At 75.2% G+C, this 18015-nt stretch carries 18 protein-coding genes and 2 pseudogenes; 9 read left to right on the top strand and 11 right to left on the bottom strand.

Annotated elements, in window-relative coordinates; genetic code table 11:
• Positions 1 to 292 precede the first annotated feature (292 nt).
• Entirely contained in the window at positions 293 to 1963 is a 1671-nt protein-coding gene (locus MW084_RS15560) for a threonine/serine exporter family protein (protein WP_029553474.1), read from the top strand.
• Positions 1964 to 2066: 103 nt separating this feature from the next.
• On the opposite strand, the pseudogene MW084_RS15555 reads toward MW084_RS15560, so the two are convergent.
• The 5 genes and pseudogenes from MW084_RS15555 to MW084_RS15535 all read right to left on the bottom strand — a co-directional run.
• Positions 2067 to 2729 (bottom strand): annotated as a pseudogene (locus tag MW084_RS15555) (VTT domain-containing protein); the annotation flags it as partial.
• Between the two features lie 203 nt (positions 2730 to 2932).
• Positions 2933 to 3691, bottom strand: coding sequence for a MerR family transcriptional regulator (locus tag MW084_RS15550; protein ID WP_010470359.1), 759 nt, complete (start codon positions 3689 to 3691; stop codon positions 2933 to 2935).
• An 83-nt stretch (positions 3692 to 3774) separates the two neighbouring features.
• Positions 3775 to 4416 (bottom strand): PadR family transcriptional regulator, encoded by a 642-nt coding sequence (locus MW084_RS15545; protein WP_010470360.1) that lies wholly within the window; start codon positions 4414 to 4416, stop codon positions 3775 to 3777.
• 296 nt (positions 4417 to 4712) lie between these two features.
• On the bottom strand, positions 4713 to 6170 hold the full coding sequence (locus MW084_RS15540; RefSeq protein ID WP_010470361.1) for an aldehyde dehydrogenase family protein: 1458 nt from the start codon (positions 6168 to 6170) through the stop codon (positions 4713 to 4715).
• Positions 6171 to 6247: 77 nt separating this feature from the next.
• Entirely contained in the window at positions 6248 to 7114 is an 867-nt protein-coding gene (locus tag MW084_RS15535) for a helix-turn-helix domain-containing protein (protein ID WP_010470362.1), read from the bottom strand.
• Between the two features lie 304 nt (positions 7115 to 7418).
• On the opposite strand from MW084_RS15535, the gene MW084_RS15530 reads away from it, so the two are divergent.
• Positions 7419 to 7919: an ATP-binding protein gene (locus MW084_RS15530; protein WP_029553475.1), complete on the top strand. Its 501-nt coding sequence runs from the start codon at positions 7419 to 7421 to the stop codon at positions 7917 to 7919.
• A 119-nt stretch (positions 7920 to 8038) separates the two neighbouring features.
• Here MW084_RS15530 and MW084_RS15525 read toward each other — a convergent pair whose 3' ends face one another.
• The 5 genes from MW084_RS15525 to rpmG form a co-directional block, all read right to left on the bottom strand.
• On the bottom strand, positions 8039 to 8257 hold the full coding sequence (locus MW084_RS15525) for a DUF397 domain-containing protein (RefSeq protein WP_086024571.1): 219 nt from the start codon (positions 8255 to 8257) through the stop codon (positions 8039 to 8041).
• Between the two features lie 313 nt (positions 8258 to 8570).
• The gene (gene rpsR, locus MW084_RS15520; RefSeq protein WP_010470365.1) at positions 8571 to 8855 is read right to left on the bottom strand and encodes a 30S ribosomal protein S18; all 285 of its coding nucleotides are present in this window, start codon (positions 8853 to 8855) and stop codon (positions 8571 to 8573) included.
• Positions 8856 to 8859: 4 nt separating this feature from the next.
• A complete protein-coding gene (locus tag MW084_RS15515; RefSeq protein ID WP_010470366.1) occupies positions 8860 to 9999 on the bottom strand; it encodes a CobW family GTP-binding protein in 1140 nt (379 codons plus the stop codon).
• The gene (locus tag MW084_RS15510; protein ID WP_010470367.1) at positions 9999 to 10286 is read right to left on the bottom strand and encodes a type B 50S ribosomal protein L31; all 288 of its coding nucleotides are present in this window, start codon (positions 10284 to 10286) and stop codon (positions 9999 to 10001) included. The genes MW084_RS15515 and MW084_RS15510 overlap by 1 nt, the downstream gene beginning before the upstream one ends.
• A gap of 5 nt (positions 10287 to 10291) precedes the next feature.
• Complete coding sequence (gene rpmG / locus MW084_RS15505; protein WP_010470368.1) at positions 10292 to 10456, bottom strand: 50S ribosomal protein L33; 165 nt, start codon at positions 10454 to 10456, stop codon at positions 10292 to 10294.
• A gap of 62 nt (positions 10457 to 10518) precedes the next feature.
• On the opposite strand from rpmG, the gene rpmB reads away from it, so the two are divergent.
• Entirely contained in the window at positions 10519 to 10755 is a 237-nt protein-coding gene (gene rpmB / locus MW084_RS15500; RefSeq protein ID WP_010470369.1) for a 50S ribosomal protein L28, read from the top strand.
• Positions 10755 to 11060, top strand: coding sequence for a 30S ribosomal protein S14 (gene rpsN / locus MW084_RS15495; RefSeq protein WP_010470371.1), 306 nt, complete (start codon positions 10755 to 10757; stop codon positions 11058 to 11060). The genes rpmB and rpsN overlap by 1 nt, the downstream gene beginning before the upstream one ends.
• Positions 11061 to 11380: 320 nt before the next feature.
• On the opposite strand, the pseudogene MW084_RS15490 reads toward rpsN, so the two are convergent.
• Positions 11381 to 12490 (bottom strand): annotated as a pseudogene (locus tag MW084_RS15490) (DUF2786 domain-containing protein); the annotation flags it as partial.
• A 325-nt stretch (positions 12491 to 12815) separates the two neighbouring features.
• Here MW084_RS15490 and MW084_RS15485 point away from each other — a divergent pair.
• From MW084_RS15485 to MW084_RS15465, 5 genes are all read left to right on the top strand, one after another.
• On the top strand, positions 12816 to 14483 hold the full coding sequence (locus MW084_RS15485) for a bifunctional 3'-5' exonuclease/DNA polymerase (RefSeq protein ID WP_010473209.1): 1668 nt from the start codon (positions 12816 to 12818) through the stop codon (positions 14481 to 14483).
• Positions 14484 to 14805: 322 nt separating this feature from the next.
• On the top strand, positions 14806 to 15186 hold the full coding sequence (locus tag MW084_RS15480; RefSeq protein WP_010473211.1) for a DUF6479 family protein: 381 nt from the start codon (positions 14806 to 14808) through the stop codon (positions 15184 to 15186).
• 102 nt (positions 15187 to 15288) lie between these two features.
• Entirely contained in the window at positions 15289 to 16629 is a 1341-nt protein-coding gene (locus MW084_RS15475; RefSeq protein WP_010473213.1) for a cytochrome P450, read from the top strand.
• Positions 16630 to 16759: 130 nt separating this feature from the next.
• Positions 16760 to 16945 carry a hypothetical protein gene (locus MW084_RS15470; protein ID WP_010473214.1) on the top strand — a complete coding sequence of 62 codons (186 nt, stop codon included), beginning with the start codon at positions 16760 to 16762 and terminating at the stop codon, positions 16943 to 16945.
• 637 nt (positions 16946 to 17582) lie between these two features.
• Positions 17583 to 17885: a hypothetical protein gene (locus MW084_RS15465; protein WP_010473216.1), complete on the top strand. Its 303-nt coding sequence runs from the start codon at positions 17583 to 17585 to the stop codon at positions 17883 to 17885.
• Positions 17886 to 18015 lie beyond the last annotated feature (130 nt).

Genomic DNA, 18015 nt, shown 5'->3' with positions numbered 1-18015 from the left:
CNACNCATNTGACNCTNCCGNNCTNCCGCACCGTCGGATGTGTTTAAGGGAGCGCCGGCCCCCCGGGCTCCGCGGGCCGGCCGCGCCCGGCCACGCGCCCCCGGCCTCCGCCGGCGCGTCTCGGGTACGCCCTCCCGGCATCCGCGCGCCCCTTCGGCTCCATGGCACGGAAAGACCCCGTACATACTGGGGCGCGGCGGTCGCCCCGCGCGGCGGCACCGGGAGTACGGCACGGCCGCCCCGGGCAGGTGGAGATCACGGGTCGGACGATCAGGCGGGAGTGGCGGGCACAGTGGTGGCGGAACCGCACGGTCCGGAGGAGGACCGCAAGCCGCAGCCGGACGAGGCGCACAGCGCCTTCGCCCCGCCCGCCGGAGTGGAGCCGCCCGGTCCGTCCGAGGACGACCACCCGAGTTCGGAGTTCGCCGTCCCCGAGGGGTTCGCGGCGGAGCCGTCCGGGGAGCGGGAGAGGTCCGGGGAGCGGGAGGGGTCCGCCTTCGCCCCGCCGTCCGCCTTCGACGCGCGGCTGGCCCATCCGGCGTACACCCCCGCGCAGGGCCTGCCGAGGGTCCGGCTGTCGAAGGACGCCCCGTGGCAGGACCGGATGCGGACCATGCTGCGGATGCCGGTGAGCGAGCGGCCGCTGGCCGAGCCGGCGCAGCGCAACGAGGAGGGCGTCGCCCCGGCCGCGCCCCGCGTGCTGGACCTGACGCTGCGCATCGGCGAGCTGCTGCTGGCGGGCGGTGAGGGCGCCGAGGACGTCGAGGCCGCCATGTTCGCCATCTGCCGCGCGTACGGGATGGACCGCTGCGAGCCGACGGTCACCTTCACCCTGCTCTCGGTGACGTACCAGCCGTCGCTGGTGGACGCCCCCGTGACGGCGAGCCGGATCGTACGGCGCCGCGGCACGGACTACACCCGGCTGGCGGCCGTGTACCAGCTGGTCACGGACATCAGCACCGAGGGCGTCGACGTCACGCTGGAGGACGCGTACCGGCGGCTGGCGCTGATCCGCCGCAACCGGCACCCCTACCCCGGCTGGGTGCTGACCCTGTCGGCGGGCGGGCTGGCGGGGGCGGCGTCGGTGCTGCTCGGCGGCGACCTGACGGTGTTCCTGATCGCCGCCGTGGGAGCGATGCTCGGCGACCGGCTGGCGTGGCTGGCGGCGGGGCGGGGGCTGCCGGAGTTCTACCAGTTCGCGGTGGCGGCGGTGCCGCCCGCGGCGCTGGGCGTGGCGGTGAGCCTGCTGCACGCGGGCCTGCGGCCGTCGGCGGTGATCACGGGCGGACTGTTCGCGCTGATCCCGGGGCGCGTCCTGGTCGCCGCCGTGCAGGACGGCCTGACGGGCTTCTACATCACCGCGTCGGCACGCCTGCTGGAGGTCGTGTACTTCTTCGTCGCGATCGTGGTGGGCGTGCTGACGACGCTGTACGTGGGCGTGCAACTGGGCGCGGAGCTGAGCCCGGAGGGGACCGTCGCGCCGGTGGAGCGGCCGGTGGTGTCGATCCTCGCGGCGATGGCGCTGTCGCTGACCTTCGGGATACTGCTCCAGCAGGACCGTTTCACGGTCCTGTTCGTGATGCTGAACGGCGCGGTGGCGTGGGTGGTGTTCGGGGCGGTCGCGGTGACGGCCGGGGGTTCGGCGGTGCTGGCGACGGCGCTGGCGGCCGGGCTGGTGGGCCTGTTCGGGCAGCTCATGGCGCGGTACGAGCGGTCGACGTCGCTGCCGTACGTGACGGCGGCGATCGGCCCGCTGCTGCCGGGGTCCGCGATGTACTACGGCGTCCTCAACATCGCCCAGAACAACATCGACGCCGGTTTCGCCTCGCTGGCGCGGGCGGTGGCGCTGGCGCTGGCCATCGCCATCGGCGTGAACCTGGGCGGCGAGCTGGCCCGGATGTTCCTGCGGGCGCCGGCGACGGCGGCGACCCGCCGCGCGGCGAAGCGCACCCGGGGCTTCTGACGGCGGCGGCCGGCCGGTTCCCCGGCCGGCCGCGTGCGGCACGTGCGGCGCCCGCTCCCGGGGCGCCGGCGGTTCAGCGCCTGGCGTGGCGGCCCCGCTGGACGGGCGCGGCGGGGTCGGCGGGGGCCGCGGACAGCGCGGCCGCCTTCTTCTGCTGGGAGCGGGCGCGGACGAACTCGACGACGATCGGGATCACCGAGAGCAGGACGATCAGGATGAGGATCGCCTCGATGTTCTCCTTGATGAAGCCGATCTGGCCGAGGAAGTACCCGGCGACCGTGATGCCGGCGCCCCACAGCACGCCGCCGATGACGTTGTACGAGATGAACGTGCGGTACTTCATCCGGCCGGCGCCCGCGACGATCGGCGCGAACGTCCGCACGATCGGCACGAAGCGGGCCAGCACGATCGCCTTCGGGCCGTACTTCTCGACGAACTCGTGCGCCTTGTCGAGGTTCTCCTGCTTGAAGACCTTGGAGTTGGGGCGGTTGAACAGCTTCGGGCCGAAGAACCGGCCTATCGCGTAGCCGACCTGGTCACCGGTGATCGCGGCGGCCACGATCAGCGTGCAGACCAGCCACAGCGGCTGCCGGATGTAGTTGCCCTCGGCCACCAGCAGGCCCGCCGTGAACAGCAGCGAGTCGCCCGGCAGGAAGGCGAAGAAGCCCGATTCGGCGAAGACGATGAGCAGAATGCCCGGCAGGCCGTATTCGGAGATCAGGTAGTCCGGGCTGAGCCACTCCGGGCCAAGCGCAAGGGTCATCACGGGTTCCGGGCTCCTGGTTCGATGGGCGGGGACGGCTGCCCAAAAGTATCAACGCTTCCGGGGACACCTCGGTTCCACCGCCCCTCCGGGCGCCCGGCCCGGGCGGTGCACCCGAACCGGACGACCGAATACCGCCCCTCGCCCGTCACCCTGCGCGACCGCGCGCCGCCCGCCCGGGGGCGCCGGGGCGGGACGGGCGGCGGCTACGCGCGGCGGTCGGCGTTCGCGTGGATCGCGTCCCGCAGGTGCTCGGCGAGGCCCGGGCGCATGGCGTCGTAGAACGCCTTGAAGCGCTCGTCCGCGACGTACATGTCGCCCAGGCAGCGGTGCATCTCGTAGGGGCAGTCGTAGAACCAGCGGCCGATCTGCCGCCGGTGCTCCTCCGCCATGGCCGTGGCCCGCTCGCCGGAGGGCTCCTCGCCCGCGTCCATCAGCGCCCCGTAGCGGTCGCCCCAGTCCTTCGCCTCGTCCTGGAAGCGCTGCCAGTCCGCCTTGGTGTAGCGGGCGGCGCGCCGCTGGGACTCGCGGTAGGCCTCGGTGCCGCCCCACCGCTGCTCGGCCTCGTCGGCGTACTGCTCGGGGTCGTGCTCCCCGAACACCTCGAACTTCTCCTCGGGGGTGAGGTTGATGCCCATCTTCTTCGCCTCCATGGCGTGTTCGACGGCCTCGGCCATCCTCTGCAGTTCGGCGATCCGGGCGGTCAGCAGACCGTGCTGGCGCCGCAGGTGCTCCCGCGGGTCCGTGCCCGGGTCGTCGAGCAGGGCCGCGACCTGGTCGAGCGGGAATCCGAGCTCCCGGTAGAACAGGACCTGCTGCAGCCGGTCGAGGTCGTCGTCCTCGTAGCGCCGGTGCCCGGCGCGGCTGCGGCCGCTCGGGGAGAGCAGCCCGATCTCGTCGTAGTGGTGCAGGGTGCGCACCGTGACCCCGGCGAAACGGGCGACCTGTCCGACGGAGTAGCCCATGGCTCACCGCTCCTTCCTCGGTACGCCCCTCAGCGTGGTCCCTCACGTCGCGTGAGGTGCAAGCGGCTTTCCGGGGAGGTCCCTCAGCCCCGGTCGCCGGGGTGCCGGGTGCCCGTCGCGTACGGGTTCTCCTGGCCTTCGGCGAGGACGCCGACGAACGGGGCGCCCTCGCCGGCGAAGGTGTACGCGCCGCCCTCGACGCGCTCGACGAGGCCGCGGGTCCAGGCGGCGTCCGCGTCGGTCTGGTGGAGCCAGAGGTTCATGATCTCCCCGATGTGCCCCAGCCGCTCGGGGCCCCCCTCGGGCGTGTAGTGCTCGGTGACGGCCGTCCGCCAGCGCTCCAGCCCCGCGACGCGCTGCCGGAGCAGGTCCAGGGCCTCCTCGCGGGGCAGGTCGACGAGGAAGCCGAGGGCGGCGGCGAGGCTGTCGGGCTTCTGGTCGTGCGCCGTGAGGGCCTGGCGGAGCAGGGCGAAGTACTCCTCGGTGCCCTCGTCGGTGATCTCGTACTCGGTGCGGGGCGGCCCCCCGGCGGTGCTGGGCGCGGTCTCGTGGGCGCGCAGCAGGCCCTGCTTCGCCATCTGCTTCAGGGCGTGGTAGATCGAGCCCGGTTTGGCGTTCGACCACTCGTGGGCGCCCCAGTACTCCAGGTCGTTGCGCACCTGGTAGCCGTGTGCCCGCCCGTGCTGGCGGACGGCGCCGAGCACCAGCAGCCGGATCGCCGACATCCGCTTCCCCGCCCTCCGTACCGTGGGACCGATGCCGACAGGGTACGGGCAGGGCGGGGCCGCCCCGCCGGGGAGCGCGCCCGGCGGGGCGGCCGGCCCGCGGGCCGGGGCCGGGCCCGGCCGGCGCGTGGAAACCCCGGACCGGGAGCCCCCGCTCCGGTGCCGCCCGGCGGGGCGGCGCGCCGCGCCCCGACGGAGGAGGGCGGCGCGTCGCGACGGAGGAGGGCGGCGCGCCCCGACGGAGGAGGGCGGCGCGTCGCGTTCGTCCCCGTGCGCCCCGGCGCGCACGGGCCGGATCAGATGGGGAAGGTGCTGCGCGCGTGCTGGACGGAGATCCACTTCTGGGTGGTGAACGCCTCCACGGTCGCGTCGCCGTTGAGCCGCCCGACACCGGAGTGCTTCTCGCCGCCGAAGGGCACGATCGGCTCGTCGTGGACGATGGCGTCGTTGACGTGGATCATGCCCGTGTGGACGCGCCGGGCGAACCGGACGCCGCGCTCGACGTCACGGGTGTGGACGCCGCCGCTCAGGCCGTACGGGGTGTCATTGGCGATGCGGACGGCCTCGTCCTCCCCGTCGAACGGGATGAGGAGGGCGACCGGGCCGAATATCTCCTGGCCGAGGACGGCGGCGTCGGCCGGGACGTCGGCCAGCACGGTCGGCGCGACGACGTTGCCCTCGCTGGTGCCGCCCACCAGCACCCGGGCGCCGGCCGCGACGGTCTGCTGGACGGCGGCCATGACCGACTCCACCTGCGAGGAGTTGATCAGCGGGCCGATGTGGGTCTCGGGCTCGGCCGGGTCGCCCGTCCTCAACGCCCGCACCCTGGCCACGAACTTCTCGGTGAACTCCGCCATCAGGGACCGGTCCACCAGGACGCGGTTGGCGGCCATGCACGCCTGCCCCTGGTGGACGAAGCGGCTGAACACCGCCGCGTCGACGGCGTAGTCGACGTCCGCGTCGTCGAGGACGACGAGCGCGCTGTTGCCGCCGCACTCCAGGACGGTCCGCTTGAAGTGGGAGGCGCACACCGTGGCGACGTGCCTGCCGACGCGGTCCGAGCCGGTGAAGGCGATGACGCTGGGGACGGGGTGCTCCAGCAGCGCGTCGCCGATCTCCGCGATGTCGGTGACGACGACGTTGAGGACGCCGGGCGGCAGTCCCGCGTCCTCGAAGACCTTGGCCAGCATGGTGCCGCCGAGGATCGGGGTGTTCTGGTGCGGCTTGAGCACCACCGCGTTGCCGAGCGCCAGCGCCGGGGCGACGACCTTCAGCGAGAGCAGGAAGGGGAAGTTGAACGGGCTGATCACGCCGACGACGCCGACCGGCAGCCGGTAGACCCGGTTCTCCTTGCCGTCGATGGGCGACGGGAGGATCCGGCCCTCGGGCCGCAGCGACAGGTGGATCGCCTCGCGCATGAACTCGCGGGCGAGGTGGAGCTCGAAGGCCGCCTTGCCGCGCGTGCCGCCGAGCTCCGCGACGATCGCCTCGACCAGGTCGTCCTCGCGGTCCTCGATGATCCGCAGGGCCCGCTCCAGGACGCCGCGCCGTGCGTACGGGTTGGTCGCGGCCCATCCGGGCTGCGCCCTCTCGGCGGCGCGGTACGCCTGGTCGACCTCCTCGACGGTGGCGACGGTTATGGAGGCGAGCTTCTCCTCGTTGTACGGGTTGAAGTCGATGATGTCCCACGAGCCGCCGCCGGCCCGCCATTCACCGTCGATGTACTGCAGGGCCAGATCTCTGAAGTAGGACATGGCATCCCTTCCGAAGGCCGTGTGGCCCGCAGGGCCGCTCCCGAATACGGCTGACGGGACGTCATATTACTTATTTGTCAGATCAGTTGGAGAAGCCCCCGGAGAAGATCCCGGCTCTCTTCCGGACCGGGGCTGTCCGCGTGGAGCCTCTCCATGGCGCGCTCGTACTGGGCGACCTCGTCGCGCTTGTCGATGTAGAGGGCGCCCGTCAGCTGCTCCAGGTAGACGATGTCGGAGAGGTCGGACTCGGGGAACCGCAGCATGGTGAAGGCGCCGCTCTCCCCGGAGTGCCCGCCGAAGCTGAACGGCATGACCTGGAGCGTGATGTTGGGCCGCTCCGACATCTCGATCAGGTGCCTCACCTGGTCGCGCATGACCGAGCGGTCGCCGTACGGGCGGCGCAGCGCGGCCTCGTCGAGAACGGCGTGAAACAGCGGGGCGTGCTCGGAGACGAGGACCTTCTGCCGCTCCAGGCGCAGCGCGACGCGGCGGTCGACCTCGGCGGCCGAGGTGGCGGAGCAGGTCCCCCGGGAGACGACCGCGTGCGCGTACGCCTCGGTCTGCAGCAGGCCGTGGACGAACTGCACCTCGTAGATGCGGATGAGCGAGGCGGCGCCCTCCAGTCCGATGTACGTCTGGAACCACCCGGGCAGGACGTCGCCGTAGCTGTGCCACCAGCCGGCGACGTTGGCCTCCCGGACGAGGGCCAGCAGCGCCTCGCGCTCCTTCTCGTCGGTCACCCCGTAGAGCGTGAGCAGGTCCTCCACGTCCCTCGCCTTGAAGCTCACCCTTCCCAACTCCAGCCGGCTGATCTTGGATTCGGACGCCCGGATCGAGTAGCCGGCGGCCTCCCGGGTGATGCCGCGTGCCTCGCGCAGTCTCCTGAGCTGTGAGCCCAGCAGGATGCGCCGCACCACGGAACCGCCGGATTCAGTCGCGGTCACGTCTTCAACCCTCCCCATCGCGGATCTGCACGACGGAGCACCCCCGAGCTCCGAGCGCGGATTCTGCCACCAAACCGCTTCGTCCTGTACGCGGACGACTACCGAACAGCGATGACTTCGGCCATGAGCACCGGGAAAAGCGGGGGAAGATATGGCCAGGAAACACACAGGGCGGGACACCTCGGGCGCGTGCACGTGCATCTGCCCTTGCATCTGCTCCCGGCTTTCGCAACGATGGGCCGCGCGCAGCTGCGTAGTCGTTCGTGTTGTCGCACCACAGCCGCGAATCCGGGGAGTGCCTCGCATGGCCACGAATGGATCGACCATGCTCAAGCCGTTACGGCAGGGGCCTCCCCCGGTCGATGCCGCGTCCGCGTCGAGCTCGGCGTCGTGCGCGCTGCCCGCCCGGCACGAGGCGGTGCGCGGGGCCCGGCAGTTCACCCGCACGATCCTCGCGCAGTGGAAACTCGACGACCGGTTCGACGACGTCGCGCTCGTCGTCTCCGAACTCGTCACCAACGCGCTGCGGCACGCGCTGCCCGCGGGCGCCCCGCACGAGCACCCGCTCGACCCGCCGGTGCGGCTGCACCTGATGCGCTGGGCGGGCCGGCTCGTGTGCGCGGTGCGCGACTCGAGTCCGGACACGCCCGCGGTACGGGTCCCCGACGGGGACCTCTCCGCGGAGTCGGGGCGCGGGCTGTTCCTGGTCGAGTCGTTCAGCGACAGCTGGGGCTGGCACCCGCTGGCGGGGGCGCTGCGCGGGAAGGTCGTGTGGGCGCTGTTCCGGCTCCCGGACCGGCCGTGACCGGACGCCGGCACGCCGGGGAAGACGTCGGCCCGGGGCCACGGGGGACCCGCGGCCGATGGGAAGGGGCTCCGTTCGCGGAGCCCCTTTTCCGTGCGCCGGGCGCGGCGCACGGGCCGTCAGCCGCCGACGAGGTGGTCGAACTCCCCGTCCTTGACGCCCAGGAGGAGGGCCTCGATCTCCGCGGGGGTGTAGACCAGGGCGGGCCCGTCGGGGAACCGCGAGTTGCGCACCGCCACGTCCCCGCCGGGCAGCTTGGCGAATTCGACGCAGGATCCCTGCGAATTGCTGTGCCTGCTCTTCTGCCAGACGACTCCGTGAAGCTCTGTGGCCGCCATGCCGTTGTACACGTTCAACACGTGGTGCACAGGACGCTCCCGAGTCGCATGGGGTAGAGGGGCGGGTGATGTTGCGGGGGGCAACTATCCGGATCATAGCCCCGTTCACCTGCGCTTGCGCGAGCAGATGCACGTGCACGAGGGGTGTCCTCCCGACTACTGAGACGAGCGCCGGGCCCACTTGGCTGCCTCCTTTTCCGAACACGCGGAAAAGGGCTCCCCGCGCGGGAGACGCGGGGAGCCCCGGAGGTGAAAAGGCCCGGCTCGGAAGGCGGTTCGGACGGAACCCGGTCGGGGCCGCCCCGCCGCCGGCTCAGCGGGCCTGCGACGCGTACGGCAGCAGCGCCATCTCGCGGGCGTTCTTGACGGCCCTGGCGATCTGCCGCTGCTGCTGGGCCGTGACGCGGGTCACCCTGCGGCTGCGGATCTTGCCCCGGTCGGAGATGAACCTCCGCAGCAGGTCGGTGTCCTTGTAGTCGACGTAGGTGATCCCGGCCCGCTCCAGGGGGTTCCCCTTGTCCGAGCGGGGCCGGGAACCGGAGGAGGAACGGGAGCGGCCCTTGGCGGGCTTGCGGTCGGCGGAACGGTTCTGGGGCACGGGGTCAGACCTCCAGGAGGGTGTCGAAGGCGGACGGGAGGCGCTTCCAGGCCGTGCGGCCGGCGGCGTACTCCTCGTCGGTGAGCAGGCAGGAGCCGAGCAGTTCGGCGAGTCCTTCGCGGTCCAGGCCGGGCGAGGTGAAGACGAGGTGCTGGCAGCGGTCCCCGAACTCCGGGTCCCAGTCCAGCGCGGCGGCGGCCCGGCGCACCGGCGGCTCCAGCTCCCAGGCGGCGTCCGGCAGCGCGGCCAGCCACGGACCGGTGCTCTCCACGCACAGGGCGCCGCCCGCCGCGTCCCAGGCGAGCAGCGTGTCGGGCCGGTCCGCGAGCCAGAAGCGGCCGCGGCTGCGGGCCGCGGCGCAGGTCAGGTCCTCCAGCGCCGCGTACAGCCGCCCGGGGTGGAAGGGCCGGCGGGCGCGCCACACCCAGGTGCCCACACCGGCCGCGTCCGCCTCCTGCGGGAGGAGCGCGCAGGCCGGGTGCTGGGCGGCCGCGGCGGCCTCCACGTCGAACCCGGCGAGGACGGCCGCGGCCAGATCCCCGTCCGGTACGGCGACGTGGCGTGCCGTCGGGTGGAGCTGGGCGAGCAGCGCGCGGTCCTCGTCGTCGGCGTCCGGACTGTCCAGTACCGCGAGCACCGGCGCGTACTCCAGCTGCCGGGCCCAGGTGTCGGCGACCGTCCGCCGGTCCGAGGCGGCGGCCGCCAGCCCGGCGTCCGCCAGGTCGTCGCCGTTGCCCAGGTACGGCAGGACCAGCGCGGGGTCCACGGCGGTGACGACCCCGGTCAGGTCGAGCCCGGCGGCGGCCACGACCTCGGCCATCGCCTTGGGCTCGACCGAGTCCCACAGCTCCACGACGGCGAGCCGGGTCAGGCCGGTGCCGGCGAGCCGCTCCAGCTCGGGCACCAGGTCCTCGCGGAGCGCGCAGCAGGCGCAGTCGTTGACGAGGGGCGTCTCGCCGGTGGAGAGCACTCCGGTCGCGTCGCGGACCGTCCTGACGACCGTGCCGTGCTCCGCGGCGGTGGACAGGTCGTGGTGGAGCGCGACGCTCCCCGGCACGGAGGCGAGCAGGCGGTCCACCGCGGCGCGCCGGGCGTCGGCGTGGAGCCCCCCGACGAGGGCGACGGAAAGGGGGACGGACGGCATCAGCGGACCTCGCGCCGCCCGGCGCCCCCGGCGGTGCCGGTGCCCGCCGCTCCGTAGCGGCGCTCGAAGCGCTCCACGCGCCCGGCGGTGTCGAGGACGCGCGCCTGGCCGGTGTAGAAGGGGTGGCTCGCCGAGGAGATCTCGACGTCGACGACCGGGTAGGTGCGGCCGTCCTCCCACTCCACGGTCTTGTCGCTGGTCATGGTGGACCGGGTGAGGAAGGCGAAGCCGCCCGCCTTGTCGCGGAAGACGACGGGGCCGTACGGGGGGTGGATTCCGGGCTTCACGGCGGTCAGCGCTCCTCTCGGAAGTCGACGTGCCGGCCGACGACCGGGTCGTACTTGCGCAGGGTCAGGCGGTCGGGGTCGTTCCGGCGGTTCTTGCGGGTCACGTAGGTGTAACCGGTCCCGGCGGTGGACCGGAGCTTGATGATCGGGCGTAGTTCGTCGCGGGCCATGGAGGTACAGTAAGTGGAAACGGTTTCCATTACCAATAAAGAGTTCCGAGAGGTAGGTCACCTTGTCCGCCCACTGTCAGCTCACCGGCGCCCAGCCGGGCTTCGGCAACCGCGTCTCCCACTCCCACCGGCGCACCTCCCGCCGCTTCGACCCCAACATCCAGCGCAAGCGCTACTGGCTGCCCAGTGAGGGCCGCCACGTACGGCTCACCCTCAGCGCCCGCGCCGTCAAGACCATCGACACGATCGGCATCGAGGCCGCCGTCGCCCGCATCCGCGCGCGAGGGGTGAAGGTCTGATGGCGAAGAAGAGCAAGATCGCGCGCAACGAGCGGCGCAGGGCCGTCGTCGAGCGGTACGCCGCCCGGCGTGCCGAACTCAAGGAGCTCATCCGCCGCCCGAACACCCCCGAGGCCGAGCGGGCCGCCGCGCAGGCCGAGTTGCGTCGCCAGCCGCGCGACGCCAGCGCCACGCGGGTCCGCAACCGGGACGCCGTCGACGGCCGGCCCCGGGGCCACCTGCGGAAGTTCGGCATCTCGCGGGTGCGCCTGCGGGAACAGGCGCACGCCGGCTTCCTCCCCGGCGTGCGCAAGTCCTCCTGGTAGAGCCGGTGGCCCGGCCCGGTGGCCCGGCGCGGTCCGGGCGGCCGGGCGGCCGGGCACGCGGAGGCCGGTGCGTCCCGGAGCACCCGGAGCGCCCGGAGCGCCCGGAGGCCCGGAGCACCCGGAGCGCCCGGAGCGCCCGGACGGAAACGGCGGGCGGNNCGGGCGGCGGGCGGGTCACACCGGCCTNNGCGCGNCCTCCGGGGCCCACCACCTGCCGTCCCGCCNTCCGGNGNNNCNCNCCCGCCGCCTCCCCGACGGTCGCGGGGCCGCACCCGTACGCCACCGGGCCCGGGGGCGGGGCGGCGTCCGGGGCACCCGGCTCAGGGCGCCGCGCGGCCCGTGTCGGCGCGGTCGGCCGCGGCCCTGCCGTGGTCCCAGCCGGCCCGGTCCACCGCGCCCCGGACCCGGGTCGTCGTGGTGCCCGGGAACATCCGGTCCGTACGGTCCGCCACCGCCACCTCCCGCGCCGCCAGCACCGGCAGCAGCGTCGGCTCCCCGGCGGTGATCCGGCGGGACGCCGCCGACAGGCGGTCGCCGAGCCGCTGCGCGTACGCCAGCAGGAACGACTGCCGGAACGTCTTCGTGCGCCTGCGGCCCCCCGCCCGCTGCGCCGCCTCCGCCTTCGCCATCGCGGCCTGCCCCTGCACCAGCAGCGAGGTGTACAGCAGTTCCACCGCCTCCAGGTCCGCCTCGTAGCCGACGACCGCCGAGAAGGCGAACTCCTCGTGCCACACGGCCCGGCAGCGGTTCGCGCCGGCGACCGCGTCCAGCAGGATCGCCTTCGCCGTCTCGTACGGGGGCTCCACGCCGATCCGCACGGCCGCCGGCCCGTCCGGGTCCGGGCCGCCGCGGGCGGCGAGGGCGGCCTCGTCCAGGCTGTGACGGGCCATCAGCTCCTGCGCCTTCGCCGTGAGCGCCTCCGCCTCCTCCGGGTAGTCGGTGGCCTCTGCCTTGGCCAGCAGCGCCCGGATCCGGGCCAGCGTGCGCGGTTCGCCCTCGACCGGGGCGGTCGTCACGGCGGTGCCCGGCGGCGGGGCGACCGGCTCCAGGGCGGGCAGCCGGGCCAGCAGCCGGTACAGCTCCAGGACGGCCGTCGCGTACGAGAACCGGTCGGCCCGCCACGGCTCGGCCTCCAGCGCGGCGAGCTGGTCCCGCCAGCGCGGCGGCAGGTGCGCGTACCCGGTGGACTCGGCGGCGATCAGCGCGGACGCCAGGCGCACGTGGTGGCCCTCCAGGTCGCGGCGGACGAGCCGCACCACGTCGGCGGGCTGCCAGCCGCGCTCCCAGGCGCGGCGCAGCAGCTCCTCGCCGCGCCGCGCCAGCTCGGCGTCGGCGGCCGGGTCGGCGGCCAGCAGCGACGCGGCCGTGTCGAGGGCGGCGGTGCCGTCAGCGTACAGAGCGGTGCCCAGGGCCCGCCCGACGGTCGTCCCNCCCCCNGTGCCGGCGCTCACGGCCGCCGCCGGCCGGGTCCGCCGCGGTCCTGCGCGCGGCCCGGTCCGGCGGGTGCGGCCCCGCCGGCGGCCGCCGTGTGCTCCACGGACATGGGAACGCCTCCTCGCGCGTACGCCGCCACTACGGCCCCCATGGTCGCAGCGCGCACCGCCGCGGGAGCGACGGGCCCCGCCCCGCCGGTGGCCGCCGGCGCCCCGGGGCGCGCGGGCCACAGCGGGGTTCGCCGGCCGGCGTGCGCCGCGCGGGGCCGCCGTCGGCCCGGGCGGCGGGCCGTTGTCAGTGGCGGGTGCCAGAATCGAACCCGTGAGCGAGCGGTGGGCGCTGGACGGTGTCGAGGGCGGCGGGGCGAGGCTCGTCCCCCTCGGCCGGGACTGCCTGCCCGCCGGCCCCGTCGTCACCGAGCCCGACCTGGTGACGGCGGTGCGGTCGCGGCCGGAGGTCGGCCGGTGGGTGTGGCGGTCCACGGCCGGCCTCTATCCGCGACTCCTCGCCGCCGGCGTGCGCGTCGAGCGCTGCTACGACGTCGAGGCCGCCGAGCGACTGCTCCTCGGCCACGAGGGGCGGCTGGGCGAGCCCCGGTCGGCGGCGGCCGCCTGGGCGCGGCTGCACCACCGGCCGGTGCCGCCCGACCGCCCCCCGCCGGCGGCCGGGCCGGGCGCGCAGTCGCCGCTGTTCGAGGCGGCCCCCGGCGGCCCGGAGGTGCCGCTGGAGGGACTGCTGGAGGTGTACGCGGACCAGCAGCGGAGGCACGCCGCCGCCGAGCACCCGGACCGGATGCGGCTGCTGACGGCGGCCGAGTCGGCGGGGGCGCTGGTGGCCGCCGAGATGCACCGGGCGGGCCTGCCGTGGCGGGCGGACGTGCACCGGGAGGTGCTGCACGAGCTGCTGGGCGAGCGGTACGCGGGCGGGGGCGAGCCGCGCCGGCTGGCGGAGCTGGCGGCCGAGGTGTCGGCGGCGTTCGGTCGGCCGGTGCGCCCGGACCTGCCCGCGGACGTGGTCAGGGCGTTCGCGGAGGCCGGGATCAGGATCCGGTCGACGCGCCGCTGGGAGCTGGCGAAGGTGGACCACCCGGCGGTGGAGCCGCTCCTGGCGTACAAGACGCTGTACCGGATCTGGACGGCGCACGGCTGGAGCTGGTTGCAGGACTGGGTGCGCGACGGCCGGTTCCGGCCCGAGTACGTGCCGGGCGGGGCGGCCAGCGGGCGGTGGACGACGAACGGCGGCGGCGCGCTGCAGATACCGAAGGTGATCCGGCGGGCGGTCGTCGCCGACGAGGGATGGCGGCTCGTCGTGGCGGACGCCGACCAGCTGGAGCCGCGCGTACTGGCGGCGATCTCCCGCGATCCGGGGCTGATGGAGGCGGCGGGCCACGACGACGACCTGTACACGCGGCTGTCGGACCGGGCGTTCCCGGGCGGCCGCGACCACGCCAAGCTGGCGCTGCTCGGCGCGATCTACGGGCAGACCAGCGGTGACGGCCTGAGGAACCTGGCGGCGCTGCGGCGGCGCTTCCCCCGCGCGGTGGCGTACGTCGACGACGCGGCCCGCGCGGGCGAGGAGGGGCGGGCGGTCCGCACGTGGCTGGGCCGGACGAGCCCGCGCGCCGCGGACGACGGGGAGGCCGGGGAGGCGGGCATCCCGCAGGACGACGACCGGCCCCCGGCGGGGGCGGGGGCGGACGCCCGCGCCCGCGGCCGGTTCACGCGGAACTTCGTGGTGCAGGGCAGCGCCGCCGACTGGGCGTCGCTGATGCTGGCCGCGCTGCGGCGGGCGACCGCGGGGATGCGGGCCGAGCTGGTGTTCTTCCAGCACGACGAGGTGATCGTGCACTGCCCGTCGCGGGAGGCGGAGGAGGTCGTGGCGGCGGTCCGCGCGGCCGGCGACCTGGCCGGGCGGATCGCCTTCGGTGACACGCCGGTGCGGTTCCCGTTCACGGCGGCGGTGGTGGAGCGGTACTCCGACGCGAAGTGACCGCGAGCCCCGGCCGGCGCCCCGTCCCCGCGGCCCGAGCGGGACGGTGCGGTCCGAGCGGGACGGTGCGGGGCGGTGTGGGGCGGCACGGGAAGATGCGGGACGGTGCGGTCCGAGCGGGACGGTGCGGGGCGGCACGGGACGATGCGGTCCGAGCGGGACGGTGCGGGGCGGCACGGGAAGATGCGGGGCGGCACGGGAAGATGCGGGGCGGCACGGGGCGGTGCGGGGCCTCGGAGGCGGCCCCCGCCACCCCGGCGCGGCACGGCGCGGCGCGGCGGCGCGGGTGCCTGATTCGTCCCCGGCGGGGTACGCGGGGGCCATGGAGCCTCTCATCGCATACGGCGCGGAGTTCGCCGCGAAGGATCACATCGTCGGGATCGGTCCGCTGGTGGCGGGCCTCCTCCTCGTGGGCTTCCTCATCGGCGGTTTCTGGCTGGGCCGGCGCATCTGGAGCAGGGAGCCGGCGCCCCCGACCCCGGAGGAGCAGCCGCACCGGCCGCCGGACGCCGGGCTGCCGGGTGAGGTGGAGGGCTACCGGCGGCCCGCCGAGGTGCCGCAGGGCGAGCGGCGGATGATGCCGTACGAGCTGAAGCACGAGAACACCGAGCCGGACACCTCCCCCATGACCGACGACGACCGCAAGTGGCGCGGGGCGCCCAGCGGCGGCTTCGGCAGCGGGGGCCCCACGACCGGCAGCTGACCCCGTTTCACGGACCGGGCGCCCGGGTGCCCCCTCGCCGTGCCGGCCCCCCGCACCGGGGATGGAACGCATGCCGGCACCGGAGCGGGGCACCCGGGCGCCATGACGACGACGGAGACGGGGCCGGCGCGGGTCTCGGCGCGCGACGCGGCGCGGGTGGCCGCCGTGGTGGTGGCGCCGACGCTCGCCGCCGGGGCGATCGTGCGGCGGCGCGGCGGCATGGCCCTGGCGGAGCGGTACGCGGCGGACCGCCGGGCGATCGGCCTGCTCACCGAGTTGCGGCGGCGGTACGGCCCCGGCCCCCTGTGCGCGGACGTGGCCGGGCGGCACTTCGCGGTGGTCCTGCGCGCCGCCGACGCCGTACGCGTCCTGGAGGGCACCCCCGACCCGTACTCGCCGGCCACCCGGGAGAAGCGGGCCGCGCTGGAGCAGTTCCAGCCGCACGGGGTGCTGATCTCGCGGGGCGCGGAGCGCACCGGACGGCGGGCCCTGAACGAGGCCGCCCTGGAGACCGGCAGCCAGATCCACAGCCTCGCGCCCCGGATGGTGCGCGTCGTGCGCGAGGAGACCGGGCTGCTGCTGCGGTCGGTGGCCTCCGACACGGGCGAACTGACCTGGGACGACTTCGCGGCGGCGTGGGACCGCGCCGTGCGGCGGGTCGTCCTCGGCGACGGCGCGCGTGACGACACCGCGCTCACCGCGATGCTGGGCCGTCTGCGCGCGGCCGCCAACTGGTCGGTCGCCGCCCCGCGCCGCACCGGCCTGCGGGAACGCTTCGAGGAGCGGTTGCGCGCCCACGTGGGACGCGCCGAGGCGGGCAGTCTCGCGGCGGCGCTCGCCGCCGTCCCCGCCGGGCCCGGCCTCGACCCGGCCGGGCAGGTGCCGCACTGGCTGTTCGCGTTCGACGCGGCGGGCATCGCCGCCTACCGGACCCTCGCCCTGCTGGCCACCCACCCCGCCCAGGAAGCCCGGGTGCGCGACGAGGCGTCCGCCGCCGACCCGACCGAGCCGCACCTGATGCCGTACACGCGCGCCTGCGTCCTGGAGTCGGTGCGGCTGTGGCCGACGACGCCCTTCCTGCTGCGCGAGTCGGTGCGGGAGACCGACTGGGGCGGCGTCACCCTGCCCGCCGGGACCGAGTTCCTGATCTACGCGCCGTTCTTCCACCGCGACGCCGCCCTGCCCCACGCGGACCGGCTCGCGCCCGACACCTGGCTCGAGGGGACCGCGCGGGAGACCCCGGGGCTGTTCCCCTTCAGCGCGGGGCCCGGCGCCTGCCCGGGCGAGGACCTGGTGCTGTTCCTGACGTCGACGCTGCTCGCCGCGCTCCTGGAGCGGCACGTCCACCTCCCGGAGCGGCCCGGGCGGCTGCGCCCCGACCGGCCGCTGCCGCGCACCCTGGACCACTTCGGCCTGCGCTTCGCGGTGGTCCCCCGCCCCTGACCGGAAGCGCCCCTGCCGTTTTCCGGGAGTCCCGGCGCGTACGGAGTAGCTGTGACATGATGCGATTGACTTGTCACACACGGTGAACGGAAGGGTCGCCATGGCCTCAGCAACCGGAAAGTGGGAGCGCATGACTCTCGCGCCGGGCCCCGGCCACGGACGCGGCACGGCCTCCGCCGCCCGCTCCGGGGCCGAGGCGGCTCCGCTCTTCGCGGCGCTGGCCCGGCAGTGGCGGTCGGAGGGCCGCGTGGTCCCGGGGGCGCGGGACCACGAGTGGGAGTTGCTCGTGGGCCGCCCGGCGTGGCCCCGGCACTGACTCCCACCGCCGGGGCGCCGCCTCCCGCGGTACCCGGCCGGGCGCCGCGGGAGCGGTTGCCGGGAGCGGCCCGCGACGGTCCTTCCCGCGCTCCCGCACGGGTGCCGCACGGCTCCTTCGCCGGACCGGCCCCGCACACGGGTGCCTTCAGGTCCCTCCGCCGGGCCGGCCCCGCTCTCGTCGGCCCGCTTTCGTCGGCCCTGCTCTCATCGGTTCGCTCTCGTCGGCCCCGTTCTCGTCGGTTCGCTCTCGTCGGCCCCGTTCTCGTCGGCTCGCCCTCGTCGGCCCCGCGCAGGCCTACGGGCACGAACCATCCGCCGTCGCCGACGCCGGTGCCGGCCCCGCACACCCACGCGGGCACCGGTGCCGGACGGGCCGGACCCCGGCACCACCGGCCGCTGCAGCGCATCGCACGGCACCGCACCGCATCGCACCGCACCGCACCGCACCACACCGCACCGGTCGGAGAATCGGACCGCCCCGCGTCATTCGGGTGGAGTACCGGGAATCCGCGCGCTACGGGGTTTCCGGCGCCCCGGGGAGCTCGTTACACGGGGCGGACGCGCCACCGCGCCACCGGGCCCTCCCGGCGGCGCGGGCGTCCCGTACGACGCCCCCTCCAGGAAGGACTCCCCGAATGAAGCCCACGAAGATGGCCGCGGTCCTCGTCGGCTCCGTGCTGGCGACGGGCGGGGCGGCGCCGGCCTTCGCCGCCGACGCCCTCGCCCCCGCCGGACTCGACGGAGCGGTCCGCACCCTGGGCGGGCAGAACCTCGCCGAGGCGGTCCCCACCCGGGACATCACCGACGTCGCCGAGGTCGCCGACGTCGCCGAGGTCGCCGACCGGAAGCCGGTCGGCGAGGTCGCGGGCACCACCACCGGCGCCCCGGCCCCGCGGAGCGCCGCGCCGCTGCTCGGCGGGCTCCCGCTCGGCCGCTGACGCCGCGCCCGCGGGCCGGGGCCGGGGCCTCACACCGTAGGCACGGGAGGACCATCGGGCCGGCTGACGCCGCGCCCGCGGGGCGGGNNCCGCGCCGCACCGACGGGGCCGCCCGCGGCGCGGGCCCCGC

Source organism: Streptomyces sudanensis, from assembly GCF_023614315.1.
Lineage (GTDB): Bacteria > Actinomycetota > Actinomycetes > Streptomycetales > Streptomycetaceae > Streptomyces > Streptomyces sudanensis.
The sequence above is the reverse complement of the archived record's forward strand: the minus strand, read 5'-3'. Positions and strand labels throughout refer to the sequence as shown.

What these genes read in the sequence shown, in the direction of transcription:
- MW084_RS15550 (WP_010470359.1), bottom strand. Translation starts at nt 3,691, where the DNA reads ATGGGCTACTCCGTCGGACAGGTCGCCCGTTTCGCCGGGGTCACGGTG.
- MW084_RS15545 (WP_010470360.1), bottom strand. Translation starts at nt 4,416, where the DNA reads ATGTCGGCGATCCGGCTGCTGGTGCTCGGCGCCGTCCGCCAGCACGGG.
- MW084_RS15540 (WP_010470361.1), bottom strand. Translation starts at nt 6,170, where the DNA reads ATGTCCTACTTCAGAGATCTGGCCCTGCAGTACATCGACGGTGAATGG.
- MW084_RS15530 (WP_029553475.1), top strand. Translation starts at nt 7,419, where the DNA reads ATGGCCACGAATGGATCGACCATGCTCAAGCCGTTACGGCAGGGGCCT.
- MW084_RS15525 (WP_086024571.1), bottom strand. Translation starts at nt 8,257, where the DNA reads ATGGCGGCCACAGAGCTTCACGGAGTCGTCTGGCAGAAGAGCAGGCAC.
- MW084_RS15515 (WP_010470366.1), bottom strand. Translation starts at nt 9,999, where the DNA reads ATGCCGTCCGTCCCCCTTTCCGTCGCCCTCGTCGGGGGGCTCCACGCC.
- rpmG (WP_010470368.1), bottom strand. Translation starts at nt 10,456, where the DNA reads ATGGCCCGCGACGAACTACGCCCGATCATCAAGCTCCGGTCCACCGCC.
- rpsN (WP_010470371.1), top strand. Translation starts at nt 10,755, where the DNA reads ATGGCGAAGAAGAGCAAGATCGCGCGCAACGAGCGGCGCAGGGCCGTC.
- MW084_RS15480 (WP_010473211.1), top strand. Translation starts at nt 14,806, where the DNA reads ATGGAGCCTCTCATCGCATACGGCGCGGAGTTCGCCGCGAAGGATCAC.
- MW084_RS15475 (WP_010473213.1), top strand. Translation starts at nt 15,289, where the DNA reads ATGACGACGACGGAGACGGGGCCGGCGCGGGTCTCGGCGCGCGACGCG.
- MW084_RS15470 (WP_010473214.1), top strand. Translation starts at nt 16,760, where the DNA reads ATGACTCTCGCGCCGGGCCCCGGCCACGGACGCGGCACGGCCTCCGCC.
- MW084_RS15465 (WP_010473216.1), top strand. Translation starts at nt 17,583, where the DNA reads ATGAAGCCCACGAAGATGGCCGCGGTCCTCGTCGGCTCCGTGCTGGCG.